Genomic DNA, 26,110 nt, shown 5'->3' with positions numbered 1-26,110 from the left:
AAATGGAAATAAAAGATGTATTGAACGAAAAAATGATGGTTTTTGACCTAAAGGCAAAGGACAAAAATGGAGTGTTGGAAGAGTTAGTGAGTGTTTTAAAAGAAAATGAAGTTGTAGATGATGAAGAAGGCTTTTTAGAAGTGGTGAAAAAAAGAGAAGAGGAGTTTTCTACAGGTATAGGTTATGGGGTTGCAATACCTCATGGCAAAAGCAGTCTTGTGAAAAAGCCAGCAATAGTATTTGGAAAGTCTCGCCAAGGAATAGACTATAACTCAATGGATGGCAAACCTGCCCATTTATTTTTCTTAATTGCTGTGCCAGACAACTCTGATGAGCTGCACCTTAAAGTTTTGGCTGAGCTTTCAAGGTCTTTAATGCATAAGGAGGTGAGAGAAGAGTTAGAAAAAGCTTTGACACCTGAGGAAGTCATAAATGCTTTTAATAAGTAAATTTTTAAGAGAGGGGATTAATTATGAAAAAGGTAGTTGCTGTTACAGCCTGCCCTACAGGTATTGCTCATACATATATGGCGGCGGAAAATCTTCAGATGGCAGCCAAAGAAATGGGAGTAGACATAAAGGTAGAGACTCAAGGGTCAATAGGTGCAGAAAACCAGCTTACTGAAGAAGATATAAAAGCTGCTGATGCTGTCATAATAGCAGCTGCGACAAAAGTTGATAGATCAAGATTTGCCGGTAAACCTGTACTTGAGGTACCAGTTGAAGAGGCTATAAAGGATGCAAAAGGGCTTATTGAAAAGGCTCTTAAGATGGAAAAACCAAAAGATTATGTAGAAAAAGTAGAAGAAATTCATAAAGAAAGGTCAGCGCAAAGGACAGGTGCCTACAAACACCTTATGACAGGTGTTTCCTACATGATACCTTTTGTAGTTGCAGGTGGTATTTTAATTGCACTTTCCTTTTTCTGGGGATATAAAGCCTTTGAGGTAGAAGGAACTCTTCCTTGGGCTTTGATGAAAATTGGCGGTGGTTCAGCTTTTGCATTGATGGTGCCGATTTTGTCAGGCTATATAGCATTTTCTATAGCAGATAGGCCTGGTCTTGTTCCCGGTATGGTAGGCGGTATGCTGGCAGTATCCACTGGAGCAGGATTTTTAGGCGGTATCATTTCAGGATTTTTGGCAGGATATACAGTAGCTTATCTAAAAAAATCAATAAAGCTTCCTAAAACATTAGAAGGTTTAATGCCAATACTCATATTGCCAGTATTATCAACTTTGATAGTTGGACTTTTAATGATATATGTAATTGGTTCTCCAATGAAAGCCATAATGACATCTTTGACTGCCTGGCTCAAAGGTATGAGTTCTACAAATGCAGTGATTTTTGGAGCGATATTAGGACTTATGATGGCTTTTGATATGGGTGGTCCTGTAAACAAGACAGCTTATACTTTTGCAACAGGTCTTTTAGCATCAAATGTTTTTGCTCCAATGGCAGCGGTCATGGCAGCTGGTATGACACCTCCTCTTGGCCTTGCACTTGCAACTGTTCTTTTCAAGAATAGATTTACAAAGGAAGAGATAGAAGCAGGTAAGGCTGCATGGGTTTTAGGTGCCTCCTTTATAACAGAAGGTGCTATACCATTTGCAGCAGCAGATCCCTTCAGGGTAATACCTTCTATAATGGTGGGCTCTGCTGTGACAGGTGCTCTTTCAATGCTTTTCCACTTAGAACTTCGAGCTCCTCATGGAGGAATATTTGTAATACCGATAGCTGTGTCAAATCCTCTTCTTTATATTGGAGTAATAGCAGTTGGTACAGTAGTTACTGCTCTTATGATAGCAGTGCTTAAAAAGAAAGTTGAATAAAAAATTGGGGTAAGCAAGAGCTTGCCCCTAATTTTTTATTTGAAAGATAGTTTAGGTACCGATGAAAATTATAATTATTCGCAGGTGCCAGTATGGCGATGTCAGATTACATGGTATAATATATTTAAATAAAGATTTTACTTGAGTTGAAAGGGGTGAGAAATCGTGAAATTTGTTAGGAAAGTTGCAAATAGTGATATCTTGGCTAATGTAATAGATATTCCAAAAGAGCTAAAAGGCAAAAAAGTTGAAATAATCATATTGCCATATGAGGAGCAAAAAAAGAAAATAGTACGGGGAGCGTTGGCAAGATATAAAAATGAGGAGTTTCAAGAAAAGGAAGATGAAGCTTGGGCAAATACGGTGGTGGAAAAGTATGAAAATAGTTGATGCAAATATAATTTTAAGGTATCTTTTAAATGATACAGAAGAATTAGCGGAAAAAGCTGCGGAGATATTGGAAAACTATGAAGTGTTTGTTCCAACTGAAGTAATAGCTGAAATTGTATATGTGCTTGAAAAAGTATATAAAGTAAAGAATGATGAGATAAGCGACACTTTGAGAGAACTTATTGAGTATGAAAATTTAAAAGTTGATGATTTTGAAGTAATAGAAGAAGCATTAAAGCTTTATAGCAAAAGGAAATTAGATTTTGTGGACACGCTACTTTATGCTTATCATAAAGTAAAAAATTATGAAGTTTATACTTTCGATAAACAGCTACAAAAATTACTAAACGAATAAAGCAAACGTGAAAAAATTAAGGGGTAAACCGGAACTTACCCCTTAATTTTTATTCAATATTAATTCGCCTTCCCTTTGGCTTACTTGGATGTAATTTTGGCATTGTGATTTTTAGAATGCCGTTTTCAAATTTAGCAGTAGTTCTTTCAGGGTCTACTTCTGCTGGTAGTTCTATTCTTCTGGCAAAACTTCCGTAATATCTTTCTCTCATGTAATAATTTTTATCTTCTCTTTCTTCGTCTACTGTGGTTTGCCCTTTTATTTCCAATATATTGTCATAAACATTTATTTCAATGTCTTTTTTGTCAACGCCGGGTAGTTCAGCTGTTGCCACTATTTCTGTTTCAGATTCGGTGATGTCCACTCTTGGCCGAGAAAATAGACCTGAAATAGATGGGAAATTCACATCAAAAATGCTTGGCAAATTTCTAATATTGAAATCAAAGGGCCAATCCCACCAGTCGCGTCCTCGCCTCATAAGGCTCATTTACATCACCTCCATATTTTTCTATTATTTAGACTTGTGCAAAATTCAAAAGCCTTCATTTAAGCCATTCCACAGACATGCTTTTTTTCTATCACTCTTGAATTTTTTATCTTTTATGTAGGATTTCCCCTCCCATTTGTCGAATTATTTTATTATATATACAGCATGAAAATATTTTTTAAGGAGGAGGAAATCCTACATGTACCAGCTTCAATTACTTTTAAATATACCTGAACTCTTTACTTCCCAGTCTAAAATTGATTTCTATTCTTCTATGCTTAAAAATCTAGACTTGTCTTCAATACCTGAATTCCCTTCCTCTAGTCCTGGCCGTAAGGGTTACTCTCATCATGCAATGTTTAGAGCTTTTATTGTTATGCAAGCTGAAAGATTCGGTACAATTTCTGACCTTTTAGATTATCTCCACAATAATCTTATCATTGCTCATCTTTGTGGCTTTAACATCCTTAAACCTCTTCCTTCTTATTGGACTTTCCGCCGTTTTATTAATGAGTTCTCTCATGATTATTTAACCACTATCTTTCAAAATCAAGTCAATATCCTCAAAAATATGGGCATTATCTCTGGTGAGTTTATTTCCATGGACTCTACCCCTATTAAAACTAACACTAGGTTAAATAACCCTAAGTCTTTTTCTAAAAATAAATTCTCTAAAGATAATCAGCCTAAGTCTGATAAGGATTGTAAATTAGGCGTTTATTCTGCTTCTAATGATTCTTCTAATAAACGTTATAAGTTTTATTGGGGCTATAAAAATCATATTATTGTTGATGCTATCTCTGGATTACCTATCGCTGAAACTACTACTCCCGCTGATGTCCCTGATTTTGAAGTTGCTTTGTCTTTACTTGAAAAGACTAATAAGTGGTTTAACCTTAAGTATGTTAATTTTATTGCTGATAAAGGCTATGATGTTAAGAAACTTTATAATTATGTTAGAAATATTCTCCACGGTCATTGCTTTATTCCTCTTAACAAGCGTAATTCTAAAAATCCCCCTCTGACTGATGATGGTTATATGGTCTGTGAAGCGGGTATTAAAATGCTTAAAGATGGCAAGCAATATTTTGATGGTTTTATTAAGCAAAAATTTGTTTGCAAGTTCTGTAATTCTAAGGATGATTCTGCCTGCCCTATAAAGCATCCTAAATATTTTAATGGCAAAAAGCATAGAGGCTGTACTAAGTATGCTATTATATCTTCTGATTATAGGTCCTCTATTAATAGAGACTCCCTATATTTTAAGGCTGTCTATAAATTGAGGATTGAATCAGAAAGATATAATTCCCGCTTTAAAGCTCTGGATTTTGAAAAAGCTTATGTCAGAAATATTAATTCTGTCAGCAACCTTAATACTTTTGGCCATATTACTTTGCTTACTGTCGCTATTGTAGCTATTAAACTGGGTAAATTTGATGAGTTTAAGTCCCTTGTTGGTCTGATGCAATCGGCTTAACTTTTGCTGAATTTGGTTCATGCCACTTTTTAACATTTGACTTCTACAGGATATTTATGCCCTTTTTTAGCTCCTCTTTTTGTCTTTTCTTTTCCTTTACCACTTTCTTTATGTTCGATTGTCAGTCCTAATTACTATATATTGTATGTCATACATATTTTGGCTTTTGTTCGTGATTATTTTTATTAATTTTGCACATCCCTATTCTATTATTTATTATATCACATTGATTGAAATTTTCAATTATTAGGTTTCACAAAATCCTCACATTTAATTCTTACTTTTTTATTCTTTTTATGTTAAAATCTATAAGGGTGAAATTGACGATGTAAAAAAGGAAGTGATTAAATGCGACCAGATGAAAAAGATGTAAGTAAGTTGTACTTTTTTGTCATGTTACTTCTCATAACAGTGGGATATTTGGTGCAAAAGGCTTCTTTATATATAGGTATACTAATCACAGAATTTTTTCTTGTTTTACTGCCTGTTATTCTTTACCTTCTTTTTAAAAGATATGATGTAAAATATGTTTTAAGGTTAAATCCTATAAAGGGTGATCAAGCTTTTTTAGTGATAATAATAGCTGCTTTAGGTTGGATAGTATCAGGTTTTTTTGCACTTTTAACAAATTACTTTCTATCTAAATTAGGTAAAATTCCGGTTATGCCAATACCTGCAGCTTCCAATACACAAGAACTTTTTATGCAAATTCTAATATTTGGAGCTGTAGCTGCCTGCTGTGAAGAAATATTTATGCGAGGACTTGTTATGAGAAGTTTTGAAATGAGAGGTTCTATAAAGAGTATTTTTATAACCGCTATATTCTTTGCAATGCTTCATTTAAATGTGCAAAATTTTTTAGGTATACTTTTTCTCGGTAGTTTATTGGGATATGTGGTGTATAGAACTAATTCCATATATGGAGGAATGATAGGCCATTTTACAAATAACACTATTTCTGTATTGTTATCCTATTTTATAGCACAACAAAACTTAGGAAAAGTAACTCCATTACAACAGGTAGATATTCCATTTATTGTTGTCATTGGTTATGGGATTTTTGCATTATTTGCTGCTATTCTTTTGTATGTGCTATTAAGATATTTGAAGAAAGTAACTGACCCATATGTTATCCGCGGTACTACAAAGTTAAAAGAAGACTTATATATTTTCTTGCATTGGCCTGTACTTTTATCAGTGTTAGTATTTTTGTATAGAATTACTGAACAGATATTAAAAATAGCTGGGGTTATATAAAGAATGCTTAAAAGAAAATGAAAACTGTTGACGTAAATAAAAGAATAGGATAGAATAATAAATAGAAGAAATGCAATCGGTTTCATTTTAAAGGTGGTGATATACATGAATGTAACGATTAAAGATGTGGCAAAGAGGGCAAATGTTGCTCCTTCTACTGTATCGAGGGTTATTGCTGATAATCCACGTATAAGTAAAGAGACAAAAGAAAGAGTTTGGAAGGCGATGGAGGAATTGGGGTATTATCCAAATGCCATTGCCAGAAGCCTTGCAAGTAAGGTGACAAATACTTTGGGACTTATAATGCCTCGCTCCACAGAAGAAGCTTTTTCAAATCCTTTTTTCCCAGAAGTTATGAGGGGCATAAGTGTTGTTGCCCATAGAGAAAAGTATGATTTGCTTTTGTCGACATCTGGAAATCAAGAAGAGGAAAAAGAAGCGGTTATAAATATGGTAAAAGGCAAACGAGTAGATGGAATAATTCTTTTATCTTCCCGTACAACCGATGAACTTATACCTTGGTTAAGAGATGAAAAATTTCCTTTTGTGGTAATAGGTAAGCCTCTTGATGCTAAAGGTGTATATTGGGTTGACAATGACAATATAGGGGCTTCTAAGCTTGCTACTAATTACCTTATTAAACATGGGCATAGAGAAATTGCTTTTATAAGTGGTTCATTGGAATATGTAGTGAGTTTAGATAGGTTAGATGGTTATAAACTTGCCCTTGAGGAAAATGGAATACCTTTTAAGAGAGAGTTGGTGGAACAAGACGAGTTTTCAGAAGACGGTGGATACAGGGCGATGATGAGAATATTAGAAAGAGAAAAACCTACTGCAGTTGTGGTTACTGATGATGTTATGGCATTTGGTGTTATAAGGGCTGCAATAGATAAAGGATATAGAGTTCCTGAGGATATATCAATAGTAGGGTTTAACAACATTCCCTTGTCAGCTTTTGCAAACCCACCCCTTACGACAATAGATATTTCTACATTTGATTTGGGGATTAAGTCTGCAGAACTTTTGATTGCAAGGTTAAAGCAAAAGGATGTAGACATAGACCACATCATTGTACCTGTAAAGCTTGTGGAGAGGAAATCTTGTGTTGCAAGATAAAAAGCAGACTTCTAAGTTTAGAGTCTGCTTTTAAAAAAATTATAAAGAGGTGTTTTTTTATGATTGAAGCTACTAAAGTTAATATATATTGATGAAATTTATAAAAGTGAAATAGAAAAAATAAAAAATCAGATCATTAGACAGTTTAATCCAGAAAAAATAATTTTATTCGGCTCGTGTGCTGCAAATACAATGAAGTTTGATAGCGATATAGATTTATGTATTGTTATTGATACTGAAAATAAAAGAAAAATTAAAACTGAGATATATGGTATAGAACACAGTATTCCAATAGATATAATAGTTTACACACCGGAAGAATGGAATAAACACATAAAAAGCAAGCAAAGTTTTGCCTATGTAATAAATTCAGAAGGAGTTGTTTTGTATGACAGACAGTAAGTATTATCAGGACTGGTTTAAAAAAGCGGAACAAGACCTGAAAGCTGCTGACATATGTAAAATTAAACAAAAATGATTTCACCTTACTAGAAATAATTGGTGAAATCATTTTAAATAAATTCTATGCTTCTACAGTTTTTTTATGGCCTTTTAAAAACATTTCTCCTACTTCGTAGATATTTCCTGCTCCAACTGTTAATACTAAATCGCCTGTTTTTGCATTTTTGTTTAAATACTCAACTATAGAGTCAAAGTCTTTTAAGTACAAAACATCCTTTCCTCTTTGAGAGATTAGTTCCACTAAATCTTTAGAAGAAACAATTCCTGTGTCTTTTTCTCTTGCGGCGTATATGTCAGCTATTATTATTTTATCCGCATTGTCAAAGGACCCTGCAAAATCATTAAGCAAAGATTTAGTTCTTGAGTAAGTATGTGGCTGGAATATACAAATAATTCTTTTATGAGGATAATTTTTTGCTGCTTCTAAAGTTGCTTTAATTTCAGCAGGGTGATGAGCATAGTCATCCACAATTGTTATGCCGTCAACTATTCCTTTTATTTCGAATCTTCTATGAGTGCCTTTGAATTCAGTTAAATAATGAGAAGCTTTTTTTATGTCAATTCCTACAAGGTGACTTACTGCCAAAGCAGCTAAGGCGTTGTAAACATTGTGTTTTCCGGGTATTGATAATTTAAAATTGCCCATATATTCCTCTTTATAATAAACGTCAAAAATTGCACAGCCTTTGTCATCAAAACTTATGTTTTTTGCTTTCCAATCACTATCTTGGTAAATACCATAGGTCACAATGTTTTTATTTAACCCATTTACAACATACATGGTGTTTGCATCATCTTTGCATGCTACCACAAATCCATCTGGTGGAACTAAATTAGCAAATTGCCTAAAAGACTGTTTTATGTTGTCAATATTTTTGAAGTAATCTAAGTGGTCTGAATCGACATTTAGTATAACAGCTATGTAAGGATAAAACTTTAGAAAACTATCTGTATATTCACAAGCTTCTGTGAGAAAATATTCACTGTTTCCAACTCTCACATTTCCTCCTATTACATCTACTTCTCCTCCTACTAAAACTGTTGGGTCAAATCCCATACCATCGAGTATTACAGATATTAAAGAAGTAGTAGTTGTCTTTCCATGACTTCCTGCAACAGCAATGCCGTATTTGTATTTTTTCATAATGAGACCTAAAAGGGTAGCTCTATCTATAGTAGGTATATTTAATTCTTTAGCTTTTTGATATTCAGGATTATCTTCATGAATAGCAGCTGTATACACTACTAAATCAGCACCTATGACACTGTTTTCATTGTGAGGTATTGTTATAACTGCTCCTTCTTGTCTTAACCTTTCGATTATATGAGAATTTTTTATATCTGAACCTGTTACTATATGGCCGTTATTCAAAAGTATATGAGCTAAACCGCTCATACTTATACCGCCAATTCCTATAAAATGCACTCTTTTAAAGTTTTCAAGATTTATATCCATAGTTTACGCTCCTCTCAGTTCCTATTGTTATTATTGCCTTTTCATGGTTAAAATATGATTAAAGCTTGTCAAAAGCAACTATATTTATAAAAAAATTATATCACATGTTGCAGAAAAGTGAACTTTTAAATATAATTTTGGTATAAAAGTTTGTATGTGCGGAGGTTATTTTTTATGGATAAGTACAAACGTTATGAACGATTGGCAGCAATCGTTAAGATATTTAGTGAAAATCCTAATACACTAATAAATTTGGAGTATTTTATGAATTTTTTTGGTATAGCTAAATCTACTGCCTCGGAAGATATCGATATTTTAAAGAGTGTAATAGAAAAATTTAATTTTGGTAAATTAATTACATTACCTGGGGCTGGTGGTGGAGTAAAATACATTCCTATAGCTAATATTAAAAGTTATTTGCCTTTTGTACAAGAAATAAAGGAAAAATTAAAGGACCCGTCGAGAATAATTCCCGGAGGTTTTCTGTATACTGCCGATTTGATTTATTCTCCCAATATTGTAACAAAAATTGGTGAAATTTTAGTGTTTCCTTTTTTGGATAAAAACGTTGACGCGATTGTTACTGTGGAGACCAAGGGTATACCTATTGCCTTGATGTGCGCAAGGACGCTTAACGTTCCACTAGTAATAATCAGAAAAGATAGTAGAGTTACAGAAGGTTCTTTTGTATCTATTAATTATATTTCTGGGTCTCAAAGACACATACGTTCTATGTCTTTGGCTAGAAGGTCTTTGCAAAAAGGTTCTAGAGTATTGTTGATAGATGACTTTATGAAAGCAGGCGGAACGATTAGAGGTATGATGGAACTTATGGAGGAATTTGATGCTGAAGTAGTTGGTGCAGGAGTTATGATTTCGACGGAAAAACCGGAGAATAAGCTGGTGGATAATTACATTTCAGTTTTTGTGTTAAAAAATATGGAGGAGGAGAAAAATATAATTGATATTGAAATAAGCGACTGGATATTGAAGGGTTAAAGAGAGTAAAAAATTTTTTTAAAAATTTTTCGGAATTTTTGTTTTTCCTGAAGGAAATTTTGATTTTATGGCGAATATTTATTAGTGTAAGAGCAGTTCCACAAACGCAAACTTTGGGTTAAGCTTCAGGAAGGTGGTGAGCTTATGGAGATTACAGACGTAAGGGTGAGAAAAATTAATGAAGAAGGCAAAATGAAGGCTGTAGTTTCTGTAACCTTTGACAATGAGTTTGTGGTTCACGATATAAAGGTTATAGAGGGCCAAAATGGGTTGTTTATTGCTATGCCAAGTCGAAAGACTCCCGAAGGGGAGTTTAAAGATATTGCTCACCCTATAAATTCAGACACAAGAAATAGATTACAAAGCGCTATTTTAAAAGAATATGAAAAAGCAAAAGAACAAGAATCTGCACATAAGGAATAAAAAGGAGCTGGTCTCCTTTTTATTTTTTTTGTTGAACTTTATTGCAATTATAGTTAAAATAGTATAGGGTATGAAAATTAAATTTAGTATAGAGGGTGTGGAAAATTGGAAGGGCTAGTGACGCTTATTTTAGCAGCGGGGCTTGGAAAAAGGATGAAATCTAAGCATCCAAAGGTGGTTCATAAAGTCTGTGGTAAACCGATGATAGAATGGGTAGTAGATGCGGTAGAAGAGATAGGCAGTAAAGAAGTAATTGTAGTAGTCGGCCACAAAGCAGAAGAGGTAAAGGAAGTTTTAAAAGAAAGAGTCAAGTATGCTTATCAAGAAGTGCAGTTAGGCACAGGTCATGCTGTGATGATGGCAGAAGACTTACTCCCTGAGGAAGGCAATGTGCTGATTTTGACAGGAGATACACCTCTTATTACCTCCAATACCTTAAAAGAATTAATAAATTTTCATATTAAAGAGCGCAACAGTGTTACAATTTTGTCTTCAGTATTAGAGGACCCTACAGGTTATGGGAGGATAATAAGGGATGAAAGTGGAAACGTTATAAAGATTGTGGAAGATAAAGATGCATCGGAAGAAGAAAAAAGCATCCATGAGATAAATTCTGCCATGTACGTTATGGATATAGCCAAACTAAAAAAAGCGCTAAGAATGATAACAAATAATAACGCACAGGGTGAATATTATCTGACGGATGCTGTGGAAATTATAAGAGATATGGATGGAAAAATTGGCGCTTTTACTGTACCTTCAGAGGAGATAACGGGAGTAAATTCAAGGGTGCAGCTTTTTGAAGCAGAGAAAATAATGAGAAAGCGGATTAATTATCGTCATATGGAAAACGGAGTAACAATAGTGGACCCTGATACCACTTATATAGGAGCTGAAGTGGAGATTGGAGCTGATACTGTAATATTGCCTGGTTGTGTTATAGAAGGGAAAACGAAAATAGGAAGTGATTGTGAGATAGGGCCTAATTGTAGGATTGTAGATTCGGAAATCGGAGATGGATGTAGTGTCACGTATTCGGTAATACTCTCTTCAAAAATAGAAAATAATGTTAAAATAGGACCTTTTGCCCACATAAGACCAGAAACTGTGATACAGAGTAATGTCAAAATAGGGGACTTTGTGGAGATAAAGAAGTCAATAATTGATGAAGGAAGTAAAGTTCCTCATCTTACGTATGTGGGAGACGCGGAAGTTGGTAAAAATGTCAATATGGGATGTGGCTCTATTACAGTTAATTATGATGGTAAACAAAAATACAAGACAGTGATAGGAGATAATGTTTTCGTGGGGTGTAATGTAAATCTTGTAGCGCCAGTAAAGATTGGAAATAATGCTTATATTGCTGCTGGTTCAACTATAACAGAGGATGTTCCTGAAGGAGCACTTGCCATAGCTAGAAGTAGGCAAACTAATAAAGAGGGCTGGGTACAGGAAAGAATAAAAAAAGGGAGGCTTTAAATTAAATGGCGAGATATACTAATTCTCTAAAAATTTTTTCAGGAAATTCAAATCCTAAGTTAGCCAGTGAAATAGCAGAGCATCTTGGACTCAAGCTTTGCGATTCAGAAGTAGGGACTTTTAGTGATGGTGAGATTAGTGTAAGGATTGGAGAAAGTGTAAGAGGTGCAAGCGTTTTTGTCATTCAGTCGACTTGTGCACCTGTTAACAACAACTTAATGGAATTATTGATAATGATTGATGCTTTTAAAAGGGCATCTGCGGCTGAAATCAATGCAGTTATACCTTACTATGGTTATGCAAGACAAGACAGAAAAGCAAAGGCGAGGGACCCAATTACTGCAAAGCTTGTAGCTGACCTTATAACTGCAGCAGGAGCTCATAGAGTTGTTACAATGGATCTCCATGCTCCTCAAATACAAGGCTATTTTAATATTCCTGTTGACCATTTGTTAGGAGGACCTATTCTTGCGAAATATTTTATTGACAAAGAATTGGGAGATGATGTAGTAGTTGTTTCCCCTGATCACGGCAGTGTTACAAGGGCGAGGTATTTTGCAGAAAAATTGAATGCTCCTCTTGCTATTATTGACAAAAGAAGGCCAAAGGCTAATGTAGCAGAGATAATGAATATAATAGGTGATGTAAGAGGGAAAAAGGCTATTTTGGTAGATGACCTTATTGATACTGCTGGTACTTTGGTGCAAGGTGCAGAGGCTCTTCTTGACAGTGGTGCTACTGAAGTTTATGCTTGCGCGACCCACGGAGTGCTGTCAGGTCCTGCGATTGAAAGGTTAAAAGAATCACCAATAAAAGAATTGGTTATAACAGATACAATCCCTCTTCCTGAAGAGAAAAAAATTGATAAAATTAAAGTTCGGTCTGTGGCTCCTTTATTTGCAGAAGCAATTTTGAGAATCCACGAAGGCATGTCTGTCAGTAAATTGTTTGTGTAGGCACTTTATGTGCCTTCAGTTTGTTGACAAAGTTAAAAAATATTCAAAAGGAGATATTTTGCATCGTCGCTCCGATGTTCCAAAGCGACAAAACTAAAGCTCGACCTTCGGGCTCCGGCAGGGTACCGGGCACAATCGGCATCCATGCCTTAAGGTGCCCGCCTCCGCCATCCATGGCTTCGGCCCTGCCTCCCCCCTCGGTCTTGCTAAGTTTTGTTACCGCTTTGTAACAAGTCGCTCCTTATGCAAAATATCTCCTTTACGAAAGTTTGTCTACAGTCTGTAGGCACTTTATGTGCCTTTTTTATATTTTGTTTTAAATTTTATGATATAATTTAAACAAGGAAACTTGAAGTAGAGGGTGGTTTTGTGGGAGAGAATGAAAAAATTTATGTGGTGGATGATGATAAAAATATATGTGAAATAGTTTCTTTGTACCTTGAAAAAGAAGGTTTTGATGTAGAGCAGATATACGATGGGCAAAGCGCACTAAAGAAAATACAAGAAAAACCACCAAAGCTCGTCATACTTGACATAATGTTGCCAGGAATTGATGGTATAGCTCTTTGCAGAGAAGTCAGAAAATTCTCAAAAGTACCTATAATAATGCTTACCGCAAAAGGGGATACACTTGATAAGGTATTGGCTTTAGAGATTGGCGCTGATGACTACATCGTAAAGCCCTTTGACGGGAAAGAATTAGTAGCAAGAGTTAAAGCGGTTTTAAGAAGATATGAACCGGAAAGTGATGAAAAACAGGCTGTTTCTTATCCAGACCTTTATGTAAGTTTGAGCGAATATAAAGTTGTTTATAAAGGGCAAAATGTGGATTTAACTCCCAAAGAGTTAGAACTTTTATATTTTTTATGTACACATCCCAACAGGGTTTTCACGAGAGACCAGCTATTAGAAAATGTATGGGGTTATGATTATATGGGAGATAGTCGTACAGTAGATGTTCATATAAAGCGGCTTAGAGAGAAAATGGGAGATGGTCCTAATTGGAAACTTACCACCGTATGGGGTGTAGGCTATAAATTTGAGGTGAACTAAATTTGAGCAAAAATAGACTCTTTAAAAAACTTTTTATAAGCAATATAATTATCATCCTTATTACTTTGTCTATCCTTTCAGGGATGTTTTATCTGATGTTTCAAAACTATTATTTTGCCGACAAAGAAAAAATAATGTTGGAAGAGGCTCAAGAAATAAATGCAATTTTAAATGAATTTGCAGTAGGTGACATAAATATAGATAAATGGAATCAAGAATTAAATGTTGTTACTAGGTTGATTAATGCTACTGTATGGATCGTGGATAAAGAAGGGCTAATTTACAGTCAATCACAGCAGCAGGGCAAAGCGTGGACAGGAGTAAGCCTCAGTAAAGAAGAAATAAAAAGCATTTTAGATGGACAATCTGTTGTAAAAAAAGGATATTTTGGTGGTAAATTTAATCAGCCTGTTTTGACAGTAGGAGTGCCTCTTGTTATAAATGGCCGTATTGAAGGGGCTATATTTATGCATGCACCTTTGACAGAAATGAATAAAACCATTATAAACATTTTTATTTTAATGCTTTTATCTGGAGGAGTAGCTCTTATAATAGGTTTTGTGCTCATTTCTTATACTTCCAGTAAAATATCTCAGCCTCTTAAAGAAATGAGCTTGGCTGTTCAGCAGGTAGCGAAGGGGAATTTTTCAGCAAGGGTGCAACATAAAGAAGAAGATGAAATAGGGGATTTAGCTAAATCCTTTAATGTTATGGCAAAAGAATTAGAACAATTAGAAGATATGAGAAAAGATTTTGTGGCAAATGTTTCCCATGAATTGAGGTCTCCATTGACCTCTATACAAGGATATATAGATGGGATATTAGATGGTACTATTCCAAAGGAAAAAGCTTGCGATTATCTTAAAATAGTGCAAAAAGAAACAAGGAGGATGTCTCGACTCATAAATGATTTCCTTGAAATGACTAAACTTGAGTCAGGGCAATTCCCACTTAATAAGACTGAATTTGATATAAATGAACTTATAAGACTGGCCGTTATAAAGTTTGAAAAAAGGATAGTGGAAAAAGATCTAACTGTTAAAGTCGATTTTGAAGAAGACAGAAGAATAGTTATAGCTGATAAAGATAAGATAGAACAAGTTTTGACAAATCTTATAGACAATGCAATAAAATTTTCTAAAGAAAAGGGTATAATTCATATTTTTACTGAAATAAAAGATGACAAGGCATTTATTACTATAAAAGATAATGGAATAGGTATTTCTCCAGAAGACCAAGAGCATATATGGGATAGATTTTATAAAGCGGACAAATCGAGAGGGAAAGATGGAGCAGGCCTTGGACTTTATATAGTAAAGCGCATTATAAATGCTCATAATGAGGAGATATGGGTAGAAAGTGAACTCGGTAAAGGTACAGCATTTACTTTTACTTTACCGATGAAAAAATTTTAAAAAATCACAATAAAATATTTACACTTTGTTAACACTTTATTCATAAATAAAGGATATAATGATACTTGAGAGCGACAAATGCCTCTCCTTGACCTCCCTTATCATAGCGGTCCAAGTGAATACTTGGGCCGCACATTTATTTATAAAAAACAGTGCAAAAAATTTTTTAATAAAAACTACTTAAAATCTTTACATCATGTTCATAATTTGTTAATAAAAAGTGGTTATAATTAAAAGCAAGAAAAAACAAAAGGAGTGAGTGATTATGGATTACGGAAAAGACTTTGAAGATAAAATTGAAAAAAATGATCCGGAGAATGTAGTTCCTCCAGAAGAAAATGAAAAAGAAGAGCTATATCAAACAGAAGAATTAAATAGCGAAATATTAAAGGCAGAGGAACAAAAGCAAGAGGAATTGGAAACTACTGCACCAATTCCTAAAGTGGAATTTAGAAACAACAAAAAGAGTCTTGGGAAGATGGTAAAAAGATTTAGAAGGAAGATGGTAGCATCTTTTATTGCAGTAGCGCTAGTGGCAGCTTTAATTGGCGGAGGAGTTACAGGTGCTGTGATGAAATACTATGGAACCCAAAATGATGCATCAGCCCAGGTTGTTACAAGATATTTGCCTCTAGATGCTACTTCATCAGACGAAAGCGGTATTTTAAATTTGATACCTAACATATACAAAATTGTCAGCCCAGCTGTTGTAGAAATTGATACAAACGTTGCTTATACAAATGGCTATAGAACAGAATATGTCCCTAAAGGCAGTGGCTCTGGTTTTATAATAAGTTCGGATGGATATATTGTCACAAATAACCATGTAATTGACGGAGCATCAAAAATCACAGTAAAACTTTTAGATGGAAGAAGTGCTGATGCAAAACTTGTAGGAAAAGATGATAGAACAGACCTCGCAGTACTTAAAATAAACCTTCCTAATTTACCCGTTGTAAAACTGGGAGACTCTTCAAAACTCCAACCTGGGGAATTGGCAATTGCTATAGGCAATCCTCTTGGAGATTCCTTTGCAGGTACAGTCACAGCGGGTATAATAAGCGGACTTAACAGAAACCTCCAAAGTGATTATGGGCCTGTCAAACTCATACAAACAGATGCAGCTATAAATCCTGGCAACAGCGGCGGACCTCTTGTGAACAGTAAAGCAGAAGTTATAGGTATAACAAGTGTTAAGCTCACTTCAATAGGACCAAGTATTCAAGATCCTTTTGGAATGTTCCAGAGCCAAGGAACCCCTGTTGAGGGTATGGGTTTTGCAATTCCAATAAACGAAGCAAAACCTATAATTGACCAGATAATAAAACACGGCTATGTAGAAAGGCCTATGATGGGAATAGGTGCTCAAACTATTACACAACAAGATGCAGCCCGATATAATTTGCCTGTAGGAGTGTATGTAGTTCAAGTTCAGCCAAATAGTGGAGCAGAAAAAGCTGGTATCCAACCAGGAGATGTGATAATAAAGGCTGATGGCAAAAACATTACTTCCTTTGAGGATTTGCAAAGCATAATAAATAACCACAAAGTTGGAGATGTAATAAATGTAACAGTTTGGAGAAATGGCAAAACATTTACAGTTCCTGTAAAATTGCAAAGCAGCGCAAACTTTCAATAAATGAAATAAATGCCTCCCTCGCATATAAGATTACCGGCAAGCTACAACTTGTCGGTAATCTTTTGTAGATGCTATAGCTTTTTTTTGTTTAATTATGTATAATTAATTTGATAAGGAAGGGTGGTCGTATGTACGTAATTGCGGGTTTAGGGAATCCTGGTAAAGAATATGAAGGAACGAGACATAATATAGGGTTTATGGTAATAGATGAATTGGCAAAAAAATTAGGTATGAATGTCACAAAATTAAAATTTAAATCCCTTGTGGGTGAAGGGAATTTTAAAGGAGAGAAAATAATTCTTTTAAAGCCTCAGACATTTATGAATTCAAGTGGTGAAGCTTTATACGATGCTGTAAATTTTTATAAAATTCCACTTGAAAATGTAATTGTGATTTATGACGATAAAGACTTGGATGTGGGCAAAATAAGGATAAGAACAAAAGGAAGTTCAGGCGGTCACAATGGAATGAAGTCTATCATATATCTTTTAAATAGCGAAGAATTTCCACGAGTTAGAATAGGAATTGGAAAACCGCAAGAGGATTTAGTAAGTCATGTATTAGGAAAGTTTGAAGAGTCAGAGAAAAAACTAATTGATGAAGCTGTTATAAAAGCAGCAGATGCGGTGATAGATATTATAGAAAATGGGATAGAACATTCTATGAGCAAATTTAACGGTTGATAAAAAGGCAATAAAGGAGAAAAATGAATACATGTGGCTATTATCTGGAATTGGTGGTGTAATTTTAGCATATTTTCTAAATAGGATGGCAGTAACTAAATATAAGAGAAGAGCTATAATTTATCTTGTACCAGCCATTGAAGAAACTTGTAAGACAGTGGCAGGGTATTTGACTTCCTCTATTCTTTTGTCTCATTTGATATTTGGAATTGCAGAGGCAGTAAATGATTACATAAAAGCTTCCTATAAAATCAATTTAAGGGCTTCTATTTTAAGTATCTTAAGCCACAGCTTTTTTGGTATAACCTCTTACATATTAGTGATGCAAACAAATATTTTTTTGGCTATTATTGTAACTTCTTTAATACATGGCTTATGGAATAGGCTTATGTTGAGGTGATGAACATGTTTACTCGTCAAATAGAAGAATTAAAAGAGATTAAAACAATAGAAGAATTTCTACAACAGAGGAAAGGACCTATTTTGGCTTATGGGCTTACAGATTCTCAAAAAGCCCATATTGCCCATTATATAATGACTAAGTTTAACAAAAAGGTGTTAGTTATTGCTCCTGATGAGGTGGAAGCAAGAAAAATATACGAAGATTTGTATTCTTTTAATTTTGGCAATGCCTCTTTATTTCCCAAAAGAGAAGCCTTGTTTTATAAAATAGATGCTGCGAGTCAAGAAGTGGTGTCTCAGAGATTGCAGGTAATTAAAAAATTGTCAGAAGGAAGTCCCCATGCTGTAGTTACTTCTATAGACGCAGCAGTAGGTAAGCTCATACCTATGGATTTGTTTAAAAAGTATCAATTTGTTTTTAAATTAGGTGATACTGTAAATTTAGAAGAAGTTATAAAAAATTTGGTGACCATGGGGTATGAAAGGGTTCAAATGGTGGAAGGAAAAGGGCAATTTAGTGTGAGGGGAGGAATAATTGACGTTTTTTCTCCTACGGAAGAATATCCTTATAGGATTGAACTTTTTGACGATGAAATAGATTCCATAAGGACTTTTGATGTGATTACCCAAAGGTCTTTAGAAAATATTGATAAAATAAATATTTTTCCAGCTACAGAGTTTATCGCAGAGGCAGAGCACATCAAAAAGGGGATTTCGGCAGTTTCGAACTATTTAAATTCCTATTTGTCAAAAATAAAAAAATCGAAAAGTGGCATTGCAGAAAAGTTACAGCAAAAATTTGAAGAAATTATGGAGGAGATTACAGAATCTAAAAGGGTGGAAAATATTCATGAGCTTATAGATTATTTTTATGATGATGTCTATTCTATTGTTGACTATATGGGAGAAGAGGCAGTTATTATTTTAGATGAAAGCAGTCGCATTAAACAAAGGGTAAATAACCTTCAAATGGAATTTAATGAAAATTTCAAGGTTTTGTTAGAAAAAGGAGAGGTTTTGCCAGAGCAAAGTAAGCTTTTTTTTGATTATGAGGAGATATTAAAAAGAGTGAAAAATAACTTTTTACTCATAATGAATACTTTAGCAAAGCCTGACAATGAACTACAGCCTCAAACAATTGTTAATTTTGTATCAAGGTCTATGCACCCTTTTCACGGCAAAATGGATATTTTAGTAGACGATTTGAAGTATTACAAAAACGCAGGATATAAAGTATTGCTTTTAAGTGGGAATCAAGAAAGAGCAAGAATTTTAAAAGATACGCTTGACAGTTTTAATATTGATACTGTAGTGATTAAAGACAGTGAATACGATATACAAAAAGGGCAAGTGGTCATATATCCTGCCTCTGTTAGCAAGGGATTTGAGTATGTGGATGCAAAATTTGCGGTTATAAGCGATGGAGAAATTTTTGGTCAGACTAAAAGGAGCAAAAAAACTGTAAAAATTAGAAATGCCGACAAGATAAAAAGCTTTACTGAATTAGAAGTAGGGTCATATGTTGTGCATGTAAATTATGGTATAGGAAAGTATGAAGGCATAGAAAAGATAAAAGTAGATGGGATTATAAGGGATTATTTAAAAATAATTTATGCAGGGGGAGATACCCTTTTTGTACCAGTAGAACAATTAGACCTTGTGCAAAAATATGTGGGGCCTACAGACAATCCACCTAAGTTAAATAAATTAGGGGGTAGTGAATGGCTTAGAGCAAAAAGAAAAGCCAAAAAAGCAGTAGAAGACCTTGCTAAGGATTTGATACAACTTTACGCCAAAAGGCAGATGGTGAAAGGACATGCTTTTTCTCCTGATACTCCATGGCAAAAGGAGTTTGAAGAGCAATTTCCCTATGAAGAGACGGAAGACCAGTTAAGGTGTATAAAAGAAATTAAAGAGGATATGGAAAAAGACAGGCCAATGGATAGACTTCTTTGTGGAGATGTGGGATATGGTAAAACAGAAGTAGCTTTAAGGGCTGCCTTTAAAGCGGTGGCTGATGGAAAACAGGTTGCTTTTTTGTGTCCTACAACTATCTTGGCTTATCAGCATTATACTAATTTCATAGAAAGATTCAAAGAATTTCCTGTAAAGATAGAAATGCTTAGCCGTTTTAGGACTCCCAAAGAACAAGCGCAAATAATTAAAGGCCTAGCTGAAGGGACTATCGATATTATTGTTGGTACTCACAGGCTTTTACAGAATGACGTGAAATTTAAAGATTTAGGACTTTTAATTATAGACGAAGAACAGAGGTTTGGAGTTGTTCATAAAGAGAAAATAAAAAAACTTAAGGAAAATATAGACGTTTTGACATTGTCAGCAACTCCTATTCCTAGAACTTTGCACATGTCCTTGATTGGTATAAGGGATATGAGCGTATTGGAGAATCCTCCTGAAGACAGATTTCCAGTAGAAACCTATGTGATGGAATTTAATGAAGAATTAATAAAAGATGCTATTTTAAGGGAAATTGGAAGAGGGGGACAAGTCTATTTTGTTTACAATAGAGTAAATGGCATAGAAAAGATGGCTTCTTTGGTAAAAGATTTAGTTCCTGGTTGTAGAGTAGCTGTGGCTCATGGGCAAATGGAAGAAAGCCAATTAGAAAAAGTGATGATTGACTTTCTAAATGGGGAATACGATGTTTTAGTAAGTACTACAATAATTGAGACAGGGCTTGATATACCAAATGTAAATACTATTATAGTTTATGATGCGGATAAGTTAGGGCTTTCCCAATTGTATCAATTAAGAGGAAGAGTAGGTAGGTCAAATAGACTTGCTTATGCCTATTTTACCTATAGAAAGGATAAAGTTTTAAGTGAAGTGGCGGAAAAAAGGTTGGAGGCGATAAAAGAGTTTACTGAATTTGGTTCTGGATTTAAAATTGCCATGAGAGATTTGGAGATAAGAGGTGCAGGAAATCTCCTTGGAGCAGAACAACATGGTCATATTAATGCAATTGGTTATGACTTGTATTTAAAGCTTTTAGAGGAGGCTATACGGAATTTAAAAGGAGAAGCTCCCAAAGAAGAGATTACTACCACAATAGACATAAAAGTCAATGCTTATATTGACTCTTCCTATATTGAAGACGAAAATTTAAGATTAGAGATGTACAAGAAAATAGCCTCTATAGAATCTAGAGAAGATATGATAGAGATTTCAGAAGAGCTTGTAGATAGGTTTGGCGATTATCCAAAGCCTGTAGAGGCACTATTGGAAATTGCTTATTTAAAGGCTATTGCCTCTCAGCTCTATATTACTGAAATAACGGAAAAAGGAAACGTCGTTATTTTAAAGTTTAAAGATATGGAATCAGTAAATATGGAGGTTATAGAGAAGGCAATAAAAGAATATGGAGGGAATTTAATATTTTCAAGTCAAGTACAACCATATCTTACTTATAGATTCAATAAAAAAGAGACTATACAAAAGGAACTTATTGAATTAGTAGAAAAAATAAAAAGTTTGCAGTTAGTGGAGAAATGATATATAATTAAGTTATGTCTATGTAAACTTTTTAAAGTCAGGAGGATGTTATATTGAAAAGGAAAATCGCATTACTTTTATTTTTTGTTTTTATAGTATTTTTAACAGTATCCTGCTCTACCAAAAAAGACGTTGTTGCAACTGTTAATGGTGAAAACATTACTAATGCTGAATACAAAAAAGCTTTTGACCAAGTAAAGGCTCAAATTGAAAGTAGTCCCCAATATACAAAAGATATATGGGATCAGGATTATCAAGGGAAAAAGTTTTTAGATGTAGTAAAAGAAAATGTGCTTGATAGTTTGATTGCTCAAAAATTACTTGTGCAGGAGGCCCTAAAAAATAATATTACAGTTACAGACAAAGAAATAGCGGATGAGTATCAAAAAGAAAAAGAAGTTAATAAAGATATTACAAAAGAAGATGTGAAAAATTATCTTTTAATAAATAAGCTCTTTGACGAATATACAAAAGATGTAAAAGTTACAGAAGAAGAGTTAAAAAAGTATTATGAGGATAATAAAGAGCAGTTTGAAGTGGTGAAGGCTAGTCATATATTAGTGGCTGATGAAAAAACAGCAGAAGATATATACAATCGACTTATGAAAGGCGAAGATTTTGCTACATTAGCAAAAGAGTATTCTATTGATACTGCTACAAAAGACCAAGGAGGAGATTTGGGAGAATTTCCTCATGGCGTTATGGTTTCCGAGTTTGACCAAGTAGTTTTTTCACTTAAGAAAGGTGAAATATCAAAACCTGTTAAGACTGATTATGGATACCATATAATAAAGTCAGAGGGTGTTGCAATAAAACCTTTTAATGAAGTAAAGGATGCGATAGAAAGCTATTTGTTAAATGATAAGAAAAATCAAGTTATTAAAGAAAAATATGATGCACTTGAGAAAGCAGCAAAAATACAAAAGTTTCCTCAAAATATAAAAGTAACAGTGGGGTAAAAAGCCGGCAGTTTAGTTGCCGGGTTTTTTTGCGAATAAATTTATGGAAAAATATAAATACTAATCTTGAGCTAAAAATTTTAGGAAATGGAGGTATTTACTTTGAAGGCTACAGGAATTGTACGCAGAATAGATGATTTAGGGAGAGTTGTTATTCCTAAAGAGATCCGAAGAACATTAAGAATCAAGGAAGGAGACCCTTTAGAAATTTTTACAGATAAAGAAGGAGAGATAATTTTAAAGAAATATTCTCCAATAAGTGAATTAAGCGATTTTGCGCAAGAGTACGCTGATAGCATATATCAATCTACAAAACACCCTGTATGCATTACAGATACAGATAATGTAATAGCTGTTTCCGGAGTTGCAAAAAAAGAATTAATTGATAAACCAATAAGTCAAGAATTAGAAAAATATTTGGAAGAAAAAAAGACGATAATGCTTGGGACTGGGAAAGATAAAGGACCGATTAAAATAGCAGATGGACAGGAATTTAACATTACATCTCAAGTTATAGTTCCTATTATTTCAAGAGGAGATACAATAGGAAGTGTGGTGATTTTTACTAAAGAAGCCGGTGAAGCAGTTACAGAAGTTGAAGCAAAAATCGCTGAAACAGCTGCTGCTTTTTTGGGTAAACAGATGGAAGAATAAATTTATATACACCTATATATACCCCTCTGCATATTATAAACTATGAATTAAGCTGCGCAGGGGGGTTAATTTATGGCTTTTCGCATTAATGACATTGTAATGAGAAAGTCTTATGGCTCTGACATTTTGTTTAGAGTCATTAATGTTATAGATAATAAAGGAGTAAGGCATTATCTTTTACACGGTTTAAACATGAGAATAATTGCAGATGCACCAGAAGACGACCTTATAGAGGTTTCTCGCGCCAAAATTGTGGAATATGATAGGCCTTATAGAGAAAAGGCAGAATACCTTTTAAAAAAAATTGCCTCTTCAAAAAGCCTTCAGCGAAAAAAAGGGATGGTGCGTGCAAGTCGACAAGAGCCTTACGGAAGGCCAGGAAAAGTTCTTCACATAGACGGAGATGAGGAATATTTAAATGTATGTCTTGATGCCTATAAAAAGGTAGGTATGGAAGTCGTAGGAGTAGTGGTAAAGGAAGAAGAACAACCAGATAAAGTGTATGACCTCTTAGAAAAATATAGGCCTGATATATTAGTTCTTACAGGTCATGATAGTATAAGAAGCAACACCAGAGATTATAGCGATATAAATAACTACAGAAATTCTAAATATTTTGTGGAAGCGGTTAAAAATGCAAGGAAGTACGAACCAGCACTTGACAATTTAGTGATTTTTGCAGGAGCTTGTCAATCAAATTACGAAGCTCTTATAAAGGCGGGAGCTAATTATGCCAGCTCTCCAGAAAGGGTTTTAATACACTGCCTTGATCCAGTCTTGGTGAGTGAAAAAGTGGCTTTTTCCCATATAAATGAGCTTGTAAAAATTGAAGAATTAATAGAAAACACTATAACGGGAGCGCCAGGAATTGGAGGATTGCAGACAATGGGAAAATTTAGATATGGCGTTCCAAAAGGCAAATATTAAATTAATTTACTCCGTAAGCTAAAAATTACTGATTAAATGCAAATATCTCTGAGATTTGCATATTTTTTTTGTTTTTTGCACAAAAATCATTATTGACAAATAGGCAGGTGCACTGATATAATATTATACCCTTGACATTGTCTGAAAATTGTGGTACAATATTTACAGCATGTGTTAAGGAGTTGATAGTGGTGGCAGATAGATCAACCCTTGATGAAATAAAAAAACAATTGGATAAACATATAGGTGCTCGAGTTCGCCTTAAAACAAATGGTGGCAGAAAAAAGACCATAATAAAAGAGGGATTATTAGAAAAGACATATCCGAGCATTTTTATTGTGGTATTAGATGGACAAGGAGCGACCCGGAGGGTTTCTTACAGTTATTCAGATATTTTAACAGATACAGTAGAGCTAACCGTGATGGAAGGAAATAAAAAAATCCAGTGTCTCCAATGACCGAAGATATTCGGTCTTATTTTTTTGGCATAATTTTATCTCAATAACTATATATTATATTAGCATATCTTATTGTGAAGGACAATTATTTTAAGGAGGTAAAAGCATGCCACAGGTGTATAAAGATATTTTAGAGTTTGATTCTGTATCAGGTACATATGATACTCAACTTCTGGTAGAGAGTGATATAATTGTTCCTGAGAATGAACCGGACGTGCTGGTACTTTTGGCGGTAAATCCCCGGACATATATTAGTGAAGTTTTTGTGACAGAAGGAAAAGTTCAGTTTGAAGGTAAATTAGCATTAGATATTTTGTATTTAGGCGAAAAAAATGGAGAGCTTGAAAGGATTGAAAAAGAAATTGACTATTCCCATGTCATTGAGGATGAAGGCATTGATAAGAGAAGCAGATGCATGTTAGTTGCAAATATCGAAAATGTTGACTACAAGTTGGTAAACAGTAGAAAAATAAGTATGAGAGCTGTAATAAAGATACAATGCAGATTAGTAGTATCTGATAAAAAAGAAGTAGTAATAGGAGCTGAAGATTCGATAAAAGTGGAGTCTCTAAAGAAAAATGTGAAGTTAATGCATACAGTGGGACAAAATAGTGTAGAAGTCTTTGTAAAAGATAAAATAAAAGTTCCTGATGGAGAGGCACCTATTCAAAAAGTCATAAAAACAGATGTCGCAGTAAAACCGGAAGAAATTAAAGTCACTGATAACAAGGTAATAGTTCAAGGAAGTGTACAATGTAATATTTTATATATTTCCCAGGGAGGAGAATTTGGAAATTTAGAAACAGATTTAAATTATGCAAATTTTGTAGATATTCCTGGGGCTTTAAGTTATATGTCTGCTAAAACTCAAGAGGAAGTCGTGGACGTAGTTACAACCATATTGGAGGATGAAAAGGGAGAAAATACTATTTTAGATATAGAAGTCACAATAAGAGTAAAAGTTCAAGTGCTGGAGACGGAGGATAGAGAGCTTCCTGTTGATGCCTATGGTACAAAAGCTTATATTCAACCCATAAAAGAAAATTTAACGGTGATAGAGAAATTAGAATCTTTTAAATCTCAATTTGTAGTCAAAACTAATGTAGAATTACCTTCTTTCTTAAAAAGATTTATAGATGTTGTGGTTATTCCTGTTATATCTGACTACAGTGTAGATGTAGATAAATTGGTTTTAGAAGGAATATTAGATTATACTATTTTATATTTGTCTGAAGAAGGTAGTGTAAAGTCTTATAGAGATGAATATCCTTTTAAGACTTTTGTTGAGATAAGTCAAGTTAAAGGACCTATGTTGGTTGATATAAAAATTTCTCATGTTTCCTATGAAATAATAGCTATGAAAGAAATTGAATTAAAGTTTGCAATTGATAATACTGTTGATTTACTTGCAGAGAAAGAAATAGAGGTTATTGTAGACCTTAAGGAAATCGAAGCTCCAAGAGAAATCGATAATAAACACAGCATTGTTATCTACATGCTGCAAAAAGATGAAACCCTATGGGATATTGCTAAAAGGTACAGGGTGAGCCTTGAAGAATTAATTTCTGCCAATGGTTTAGAAGAAGAAAAAGTTTCAGAGGGAATGAAATTAATAATACCTATGGAAGAATGATACGCAGGAGACTGCGTATTTTTTTTACAGAAAATTTATTGTATAATGTATAATATATAACTATAATATTATTGAAAGAGCGT

The 26,110-nt window shown here is 34.1% G+C and carries 25 protein-coding genes; 23 read left to right on the top strand and 2 right to left on the bottom strand.

Translation table 11 applies throughout. The features are described from left to right. Window positions 1–2: 2 nt before the first annotated feature. From EB239_RS01190 to EB239_RS01175, 4 genes are all read left to right on the top strand, one after another. Window positions 3–449: a PTS sugar transporter subunit IIA gene (locus EB239_RS01190; protein ID WP_042835514.1), complete on the top strand. Its 447-nt coding sequence runs from the start codon at window positions 3–5 to the stop codon at window positions 447–449. Window positions 450–472: 23 nt separating this feature from the next. Beyond that, window positions 473–1,831: a PTS fructose transporter subunit IIC gene (locus EB239_RS01185; protein WP_003870453.1), complete on the top strand. Its 1,359-nt coding sequence runs from the start codon at window positions 473–475 to the stop codon at window positions 1,829–1,831. Window positions 1,832–1,996: 165 nt separating this feature from the next. Then, complete coding sequence (locus tag EB239_RS01180; protein WP_003870452.1) at window positions 1,997–2,221, top strand: hypothetical protein; 225 nt, start codon at window positions 1,997–1,999, stop codon at window positions 2,219–2,221. Beyond that, on the top strand, window positions 2,208–2,576 hold the full coding sequence (locus EB239_RS01175; RefSeq protein WP_003870451.1) for a PIN domain-containing protein: 369 nt from the start codon (window positions 2,208–2,210) through the stop codon (window positions 2,574–2,576). The genes EB239_RS01180 and EB239_RS01175 overlap by 14 nt, the downstream gene beginning before the upstream one ends. A gap of 49 nt (window positions 2,577–2,625) precedes the next feature. On the opposite strand, the gene EB239_RS01170 is transcribed toward EB239_RS01175, so the two are convergent. Next, a complete protein-coding gene (locus tag EB239_RS01170) occupies window positions 2,626–3,063 on the bottom strand; it encodes an Hsp20/alpha crystallin family protein (protein ID WP_003870450.1) in 438 nt (145 codons plus the stop codon). A gap of 199 nt (window positions 3,064–3,262) precedes the next feature. Here EB239_RS01170 and EB239_RS01165 point away from each other — a divergent pair, with 199 nt between their 5' ends. From EB239_RS01165 to EB239_RS01150, 4 genes are all read left to right on the top strand, one after another. Beyond that, a complete protein-coding gene (locus EB239_RS01165; protein WP_003870449.1) occupies window positions 3,263–4,540 on the top strand; it encodes a transposase in 1,278 nt (425 codons plus the stop codon). A 348-nt stretch (window positions 4,541–4,888) separates the two neighbouring features. After that, complete coding sequence (locus tag EB239_RS01160) at window positions 4,889–5,797, top strand: CPBP family intramembrane glutamic endopeptidase (RefSeq protein WP_003870448.1); 909 nt, start codon at window positions 4,889–4,891, stop codon at window positions 5,795–5,797. Between the two features lie 105 nt (window positions 5,798–5,902). Continuing rightward, entirely contained in the window at window positions 5,903–6,916 is a 1,014-nt protein-coding gene (locus EB239_RS01155; protein ID WP_003870447.1) for a LacI family DNA-binding transcriptional regulator, read from the top strand. A 63-nt stretch (window positions 6,917–6,979) separates the two neighbouring features. Next, complete coding sequence (locus EB239_RS01150) at window positions 6,980–7,318, top strand: nucleotidyltransferase domain-containing protein (RefSeq protein ID WP_003870446.1); 339 nt, start codon at window positions 6,980–6,982, stop codon at window positions 7,316–7,318. 121 nt (window positions 7,319–7,439) lie between these two features. Here EB239_RS01150 and murC read toward each other — a convergent pair whose 3' ends face one another. Next, window positions 7,440–8,834 carry a UDP-N-acetylmuramate--L-alanine ligase gene (gene murC, locus EB239_RS01145; protein WP_003870445.1) on the bottom strand — a complete coding sequence of 465 codons (1,395 nt, stop codon included), beginning with the start codon at window positions 8,832–8,834 and terminating at the stop codon, window positions 7,440–7,442. 174 nt (window positions 8,835–9,008) lie between these two features. On the opposite strand from murC, the gene purR reads away from it, so the two are divergent. From purR to EB239_RS01070, 15 genes are all read left to right on the top strand, one after another. Continuing rightward, on the top strand, window positions 9,009–9,833 hold the full coding sequence (gene purR / locus EB239_RS01140; protein ID WP_003870444.1) for a pur operon repressor: 825 nt from the start codon (window positions 9,009–9,011) through the stop codon (window positions 9,831–9,833). A 144-nt stretch (window positions 9,834–9,977) separates the two neighbouring features. Continuing rightward, the gene (gene spoVG, locus EB239_RS01135) at window positions 9,978–10,256 is read left to right on the top strand and encodes a septation regulator SpoVG (protein WP_003870443.1); all 279 of its coding nucleotides are present in this window, start codon (window positions 9,978–9,980) and stop codon (window positions 10,254–10,256) included. 105 nt (window positions 10,257–10,361) lie between these two features. Next, complete coding sequence (gene glmU, locus EB239_RS01130) at window positions 10,362–11,735, top strand: bifunctional UDP-N-acetylglucosamine diphosphorylase/glucosamine-1-phosphate N-acetyltransferase GlmU (RefSeq protein ID WP_003870442.1); 1,374 nt, start codon at window positions 10,362–10,364, stop codon at window positions 11,733–11,735. Between the two features lie 5 nt (window positions 11,736–11,740). Beyond that, entirely contained in the window at window positions 11,741–12,691 is a 951-nt protein-coding gene (locus EB239_RS01125; protein WP_003870441.1) for a ribose-phosphate diphosphokinase, read from the top strand. Window positions 12,692–13,060: 369 nt separating this feature from the next. Further along, a complete protein-coding gene (locus tag EB239_RS01120; RefSeq protein WP_003870440.1) occupies window positions 13,061–13,744 on the top strand; it encodes a response regulator transcription factor in 684 nt (227 codons plus the stop codon). Between the two features lie 2 nt (window positions 13,745–13,746). Next, window positions 13,747–15,159 carry a sensor histidine kinase gene (locus EB239_RS01115; RefSeq protein ID WP_003870439.1) on the top strand — a complete coding sequence of 471 codons (1,413 nt, stop codon included), beginning with the start codon at window positions 13,747–13,749 and terminating at the stop codon, window positions 15,157–15,159. A 265-nt stretch (window positions 15,160–15,424) separates the two neighbouring features. Continuing rightward, a complete protein-coding gene (locus EB239_RS01110) occupies window positions 15,425–16,798 on the top strand; it encodes a S1C family serine protease (RefSeq protein WP_003870438.1) in 1,374 nt (457 codons plus the stop codon). A 128-nt stretch (window positions 16,799–16,926) separates the two neighbouring features. Next, complete coding sequence (gene pth, locus EB239_RS01105; RefSeq protein WP_003870437.1) at window positions 16,927–17,481, top strand: aminoacyl-tRNA hydrolase; 555 nt, start codon at window positions 16,927–16,929, stop codon at window positions 17,479–17,481. Window positions 17,482–17,512: 31 nt separating this feature from the next. Next, window positions 17,513–17,881, top strand: coding sequence for a hypothetical protein (locus EB239_RS01100; protein ID WP_003870436.1), 369 nt, complete (start codon window positions 17,513–17,515; stop codon window positions 17,879–17,881). Window positions 17,882–17,886: 5 nt separating this feature from the next. Beyond that, window positions 17,887–21,396: a transcription-repair coupling factor gene (gene mfd / locus EB239_RS01095; RefSeq protein ID WP_003870435.1), complete on the top strand. Its 3,510-nt coding sequence runs from the start codon at window positions 17,887–17,889 to the stop codon at window positions 21,394–21,396. Between the two features lie 53 nt (window positions 21,397–21,449). Beyond that, window positions 21,450–22,355 carry a peptidylprolyl isomerase gene (locus EB239_RS01090; RefSeq protein WP_003870434.1) on the top strand — a complete coding sequence of 302 codons (906 nt, stop codon included), beginning with the start codon at window positions 21,450–21,452 and terminating at the stop codon, window positions 22,353–22,355. 102 nt (window positions 22,356–22,457) lie between these two features. Beyond that, on the top strand, window positions 22,458–23,009 hold the full coding sequence (gene spoVT, locus EB239_RS01085; RefSeq protein WP_003870433.1) for a stage V sporulation protein T: 552 nt from the start codon (window positions 22,458–22,460) through the stop codon (window positions 23,007–23,009). A 72-nt stretch (window positions 23,010–23,081) separates the two neighbouring features. Continuing rightward, entirely contained in the window at window positions 23,082–23,936 is an 855-nt protein-coding gene (yabG, locus tag EB239_RS01080) for a sporulation peptidase YabG (protein ID WP_003870432.1), read from the top strand. Window positions 23,937–24,124: 188 nt separating this feature from the next. Next, on the top strand, window positions 24,125–24,394 hold the full coding sequence (locus tag EB239_RS01075) for a Veg family protein (protein ID WP_003867615.1): 270 nt from the start codon (window positions 24,125–24,127) through the stop codon (window positions 24,392–24,394). A 106-nt stretch (window positions 24,395–24,500) separates the two neighbouring features. Continuing rightward, window positions 24,501–26,027, top strand: coding sequence for a DUF3794 and LysM peptidoglycan-binding domain-containing protein (locus tag EB239_RS01070; protein WP_003870431.1), 1,527 nt, complete (start codon window positions 24,501–24,503; stop codon window positions 26,025–26,027). Window positions 26,028–26,110 lie beyond the last annotated feature (83 nt).

The organism is Thermoanaerobacter ethanolicus JW 200 (assembly GCF_003722315.1).
Taxonomy (GTDB): Bacteria; Bacillota; Thermoanaerobacteria; order Thermoanaerobacterales; family Thermoanaerobacteraceae; genus Thermoanaerobacter; species Thermoanaerobacter ethanolicus.
The sequence above is the reverse complement of the archived record's forward strand: the minus strand, read 5'-3'. Positions and strand labels throughout refer to the sequence as shown.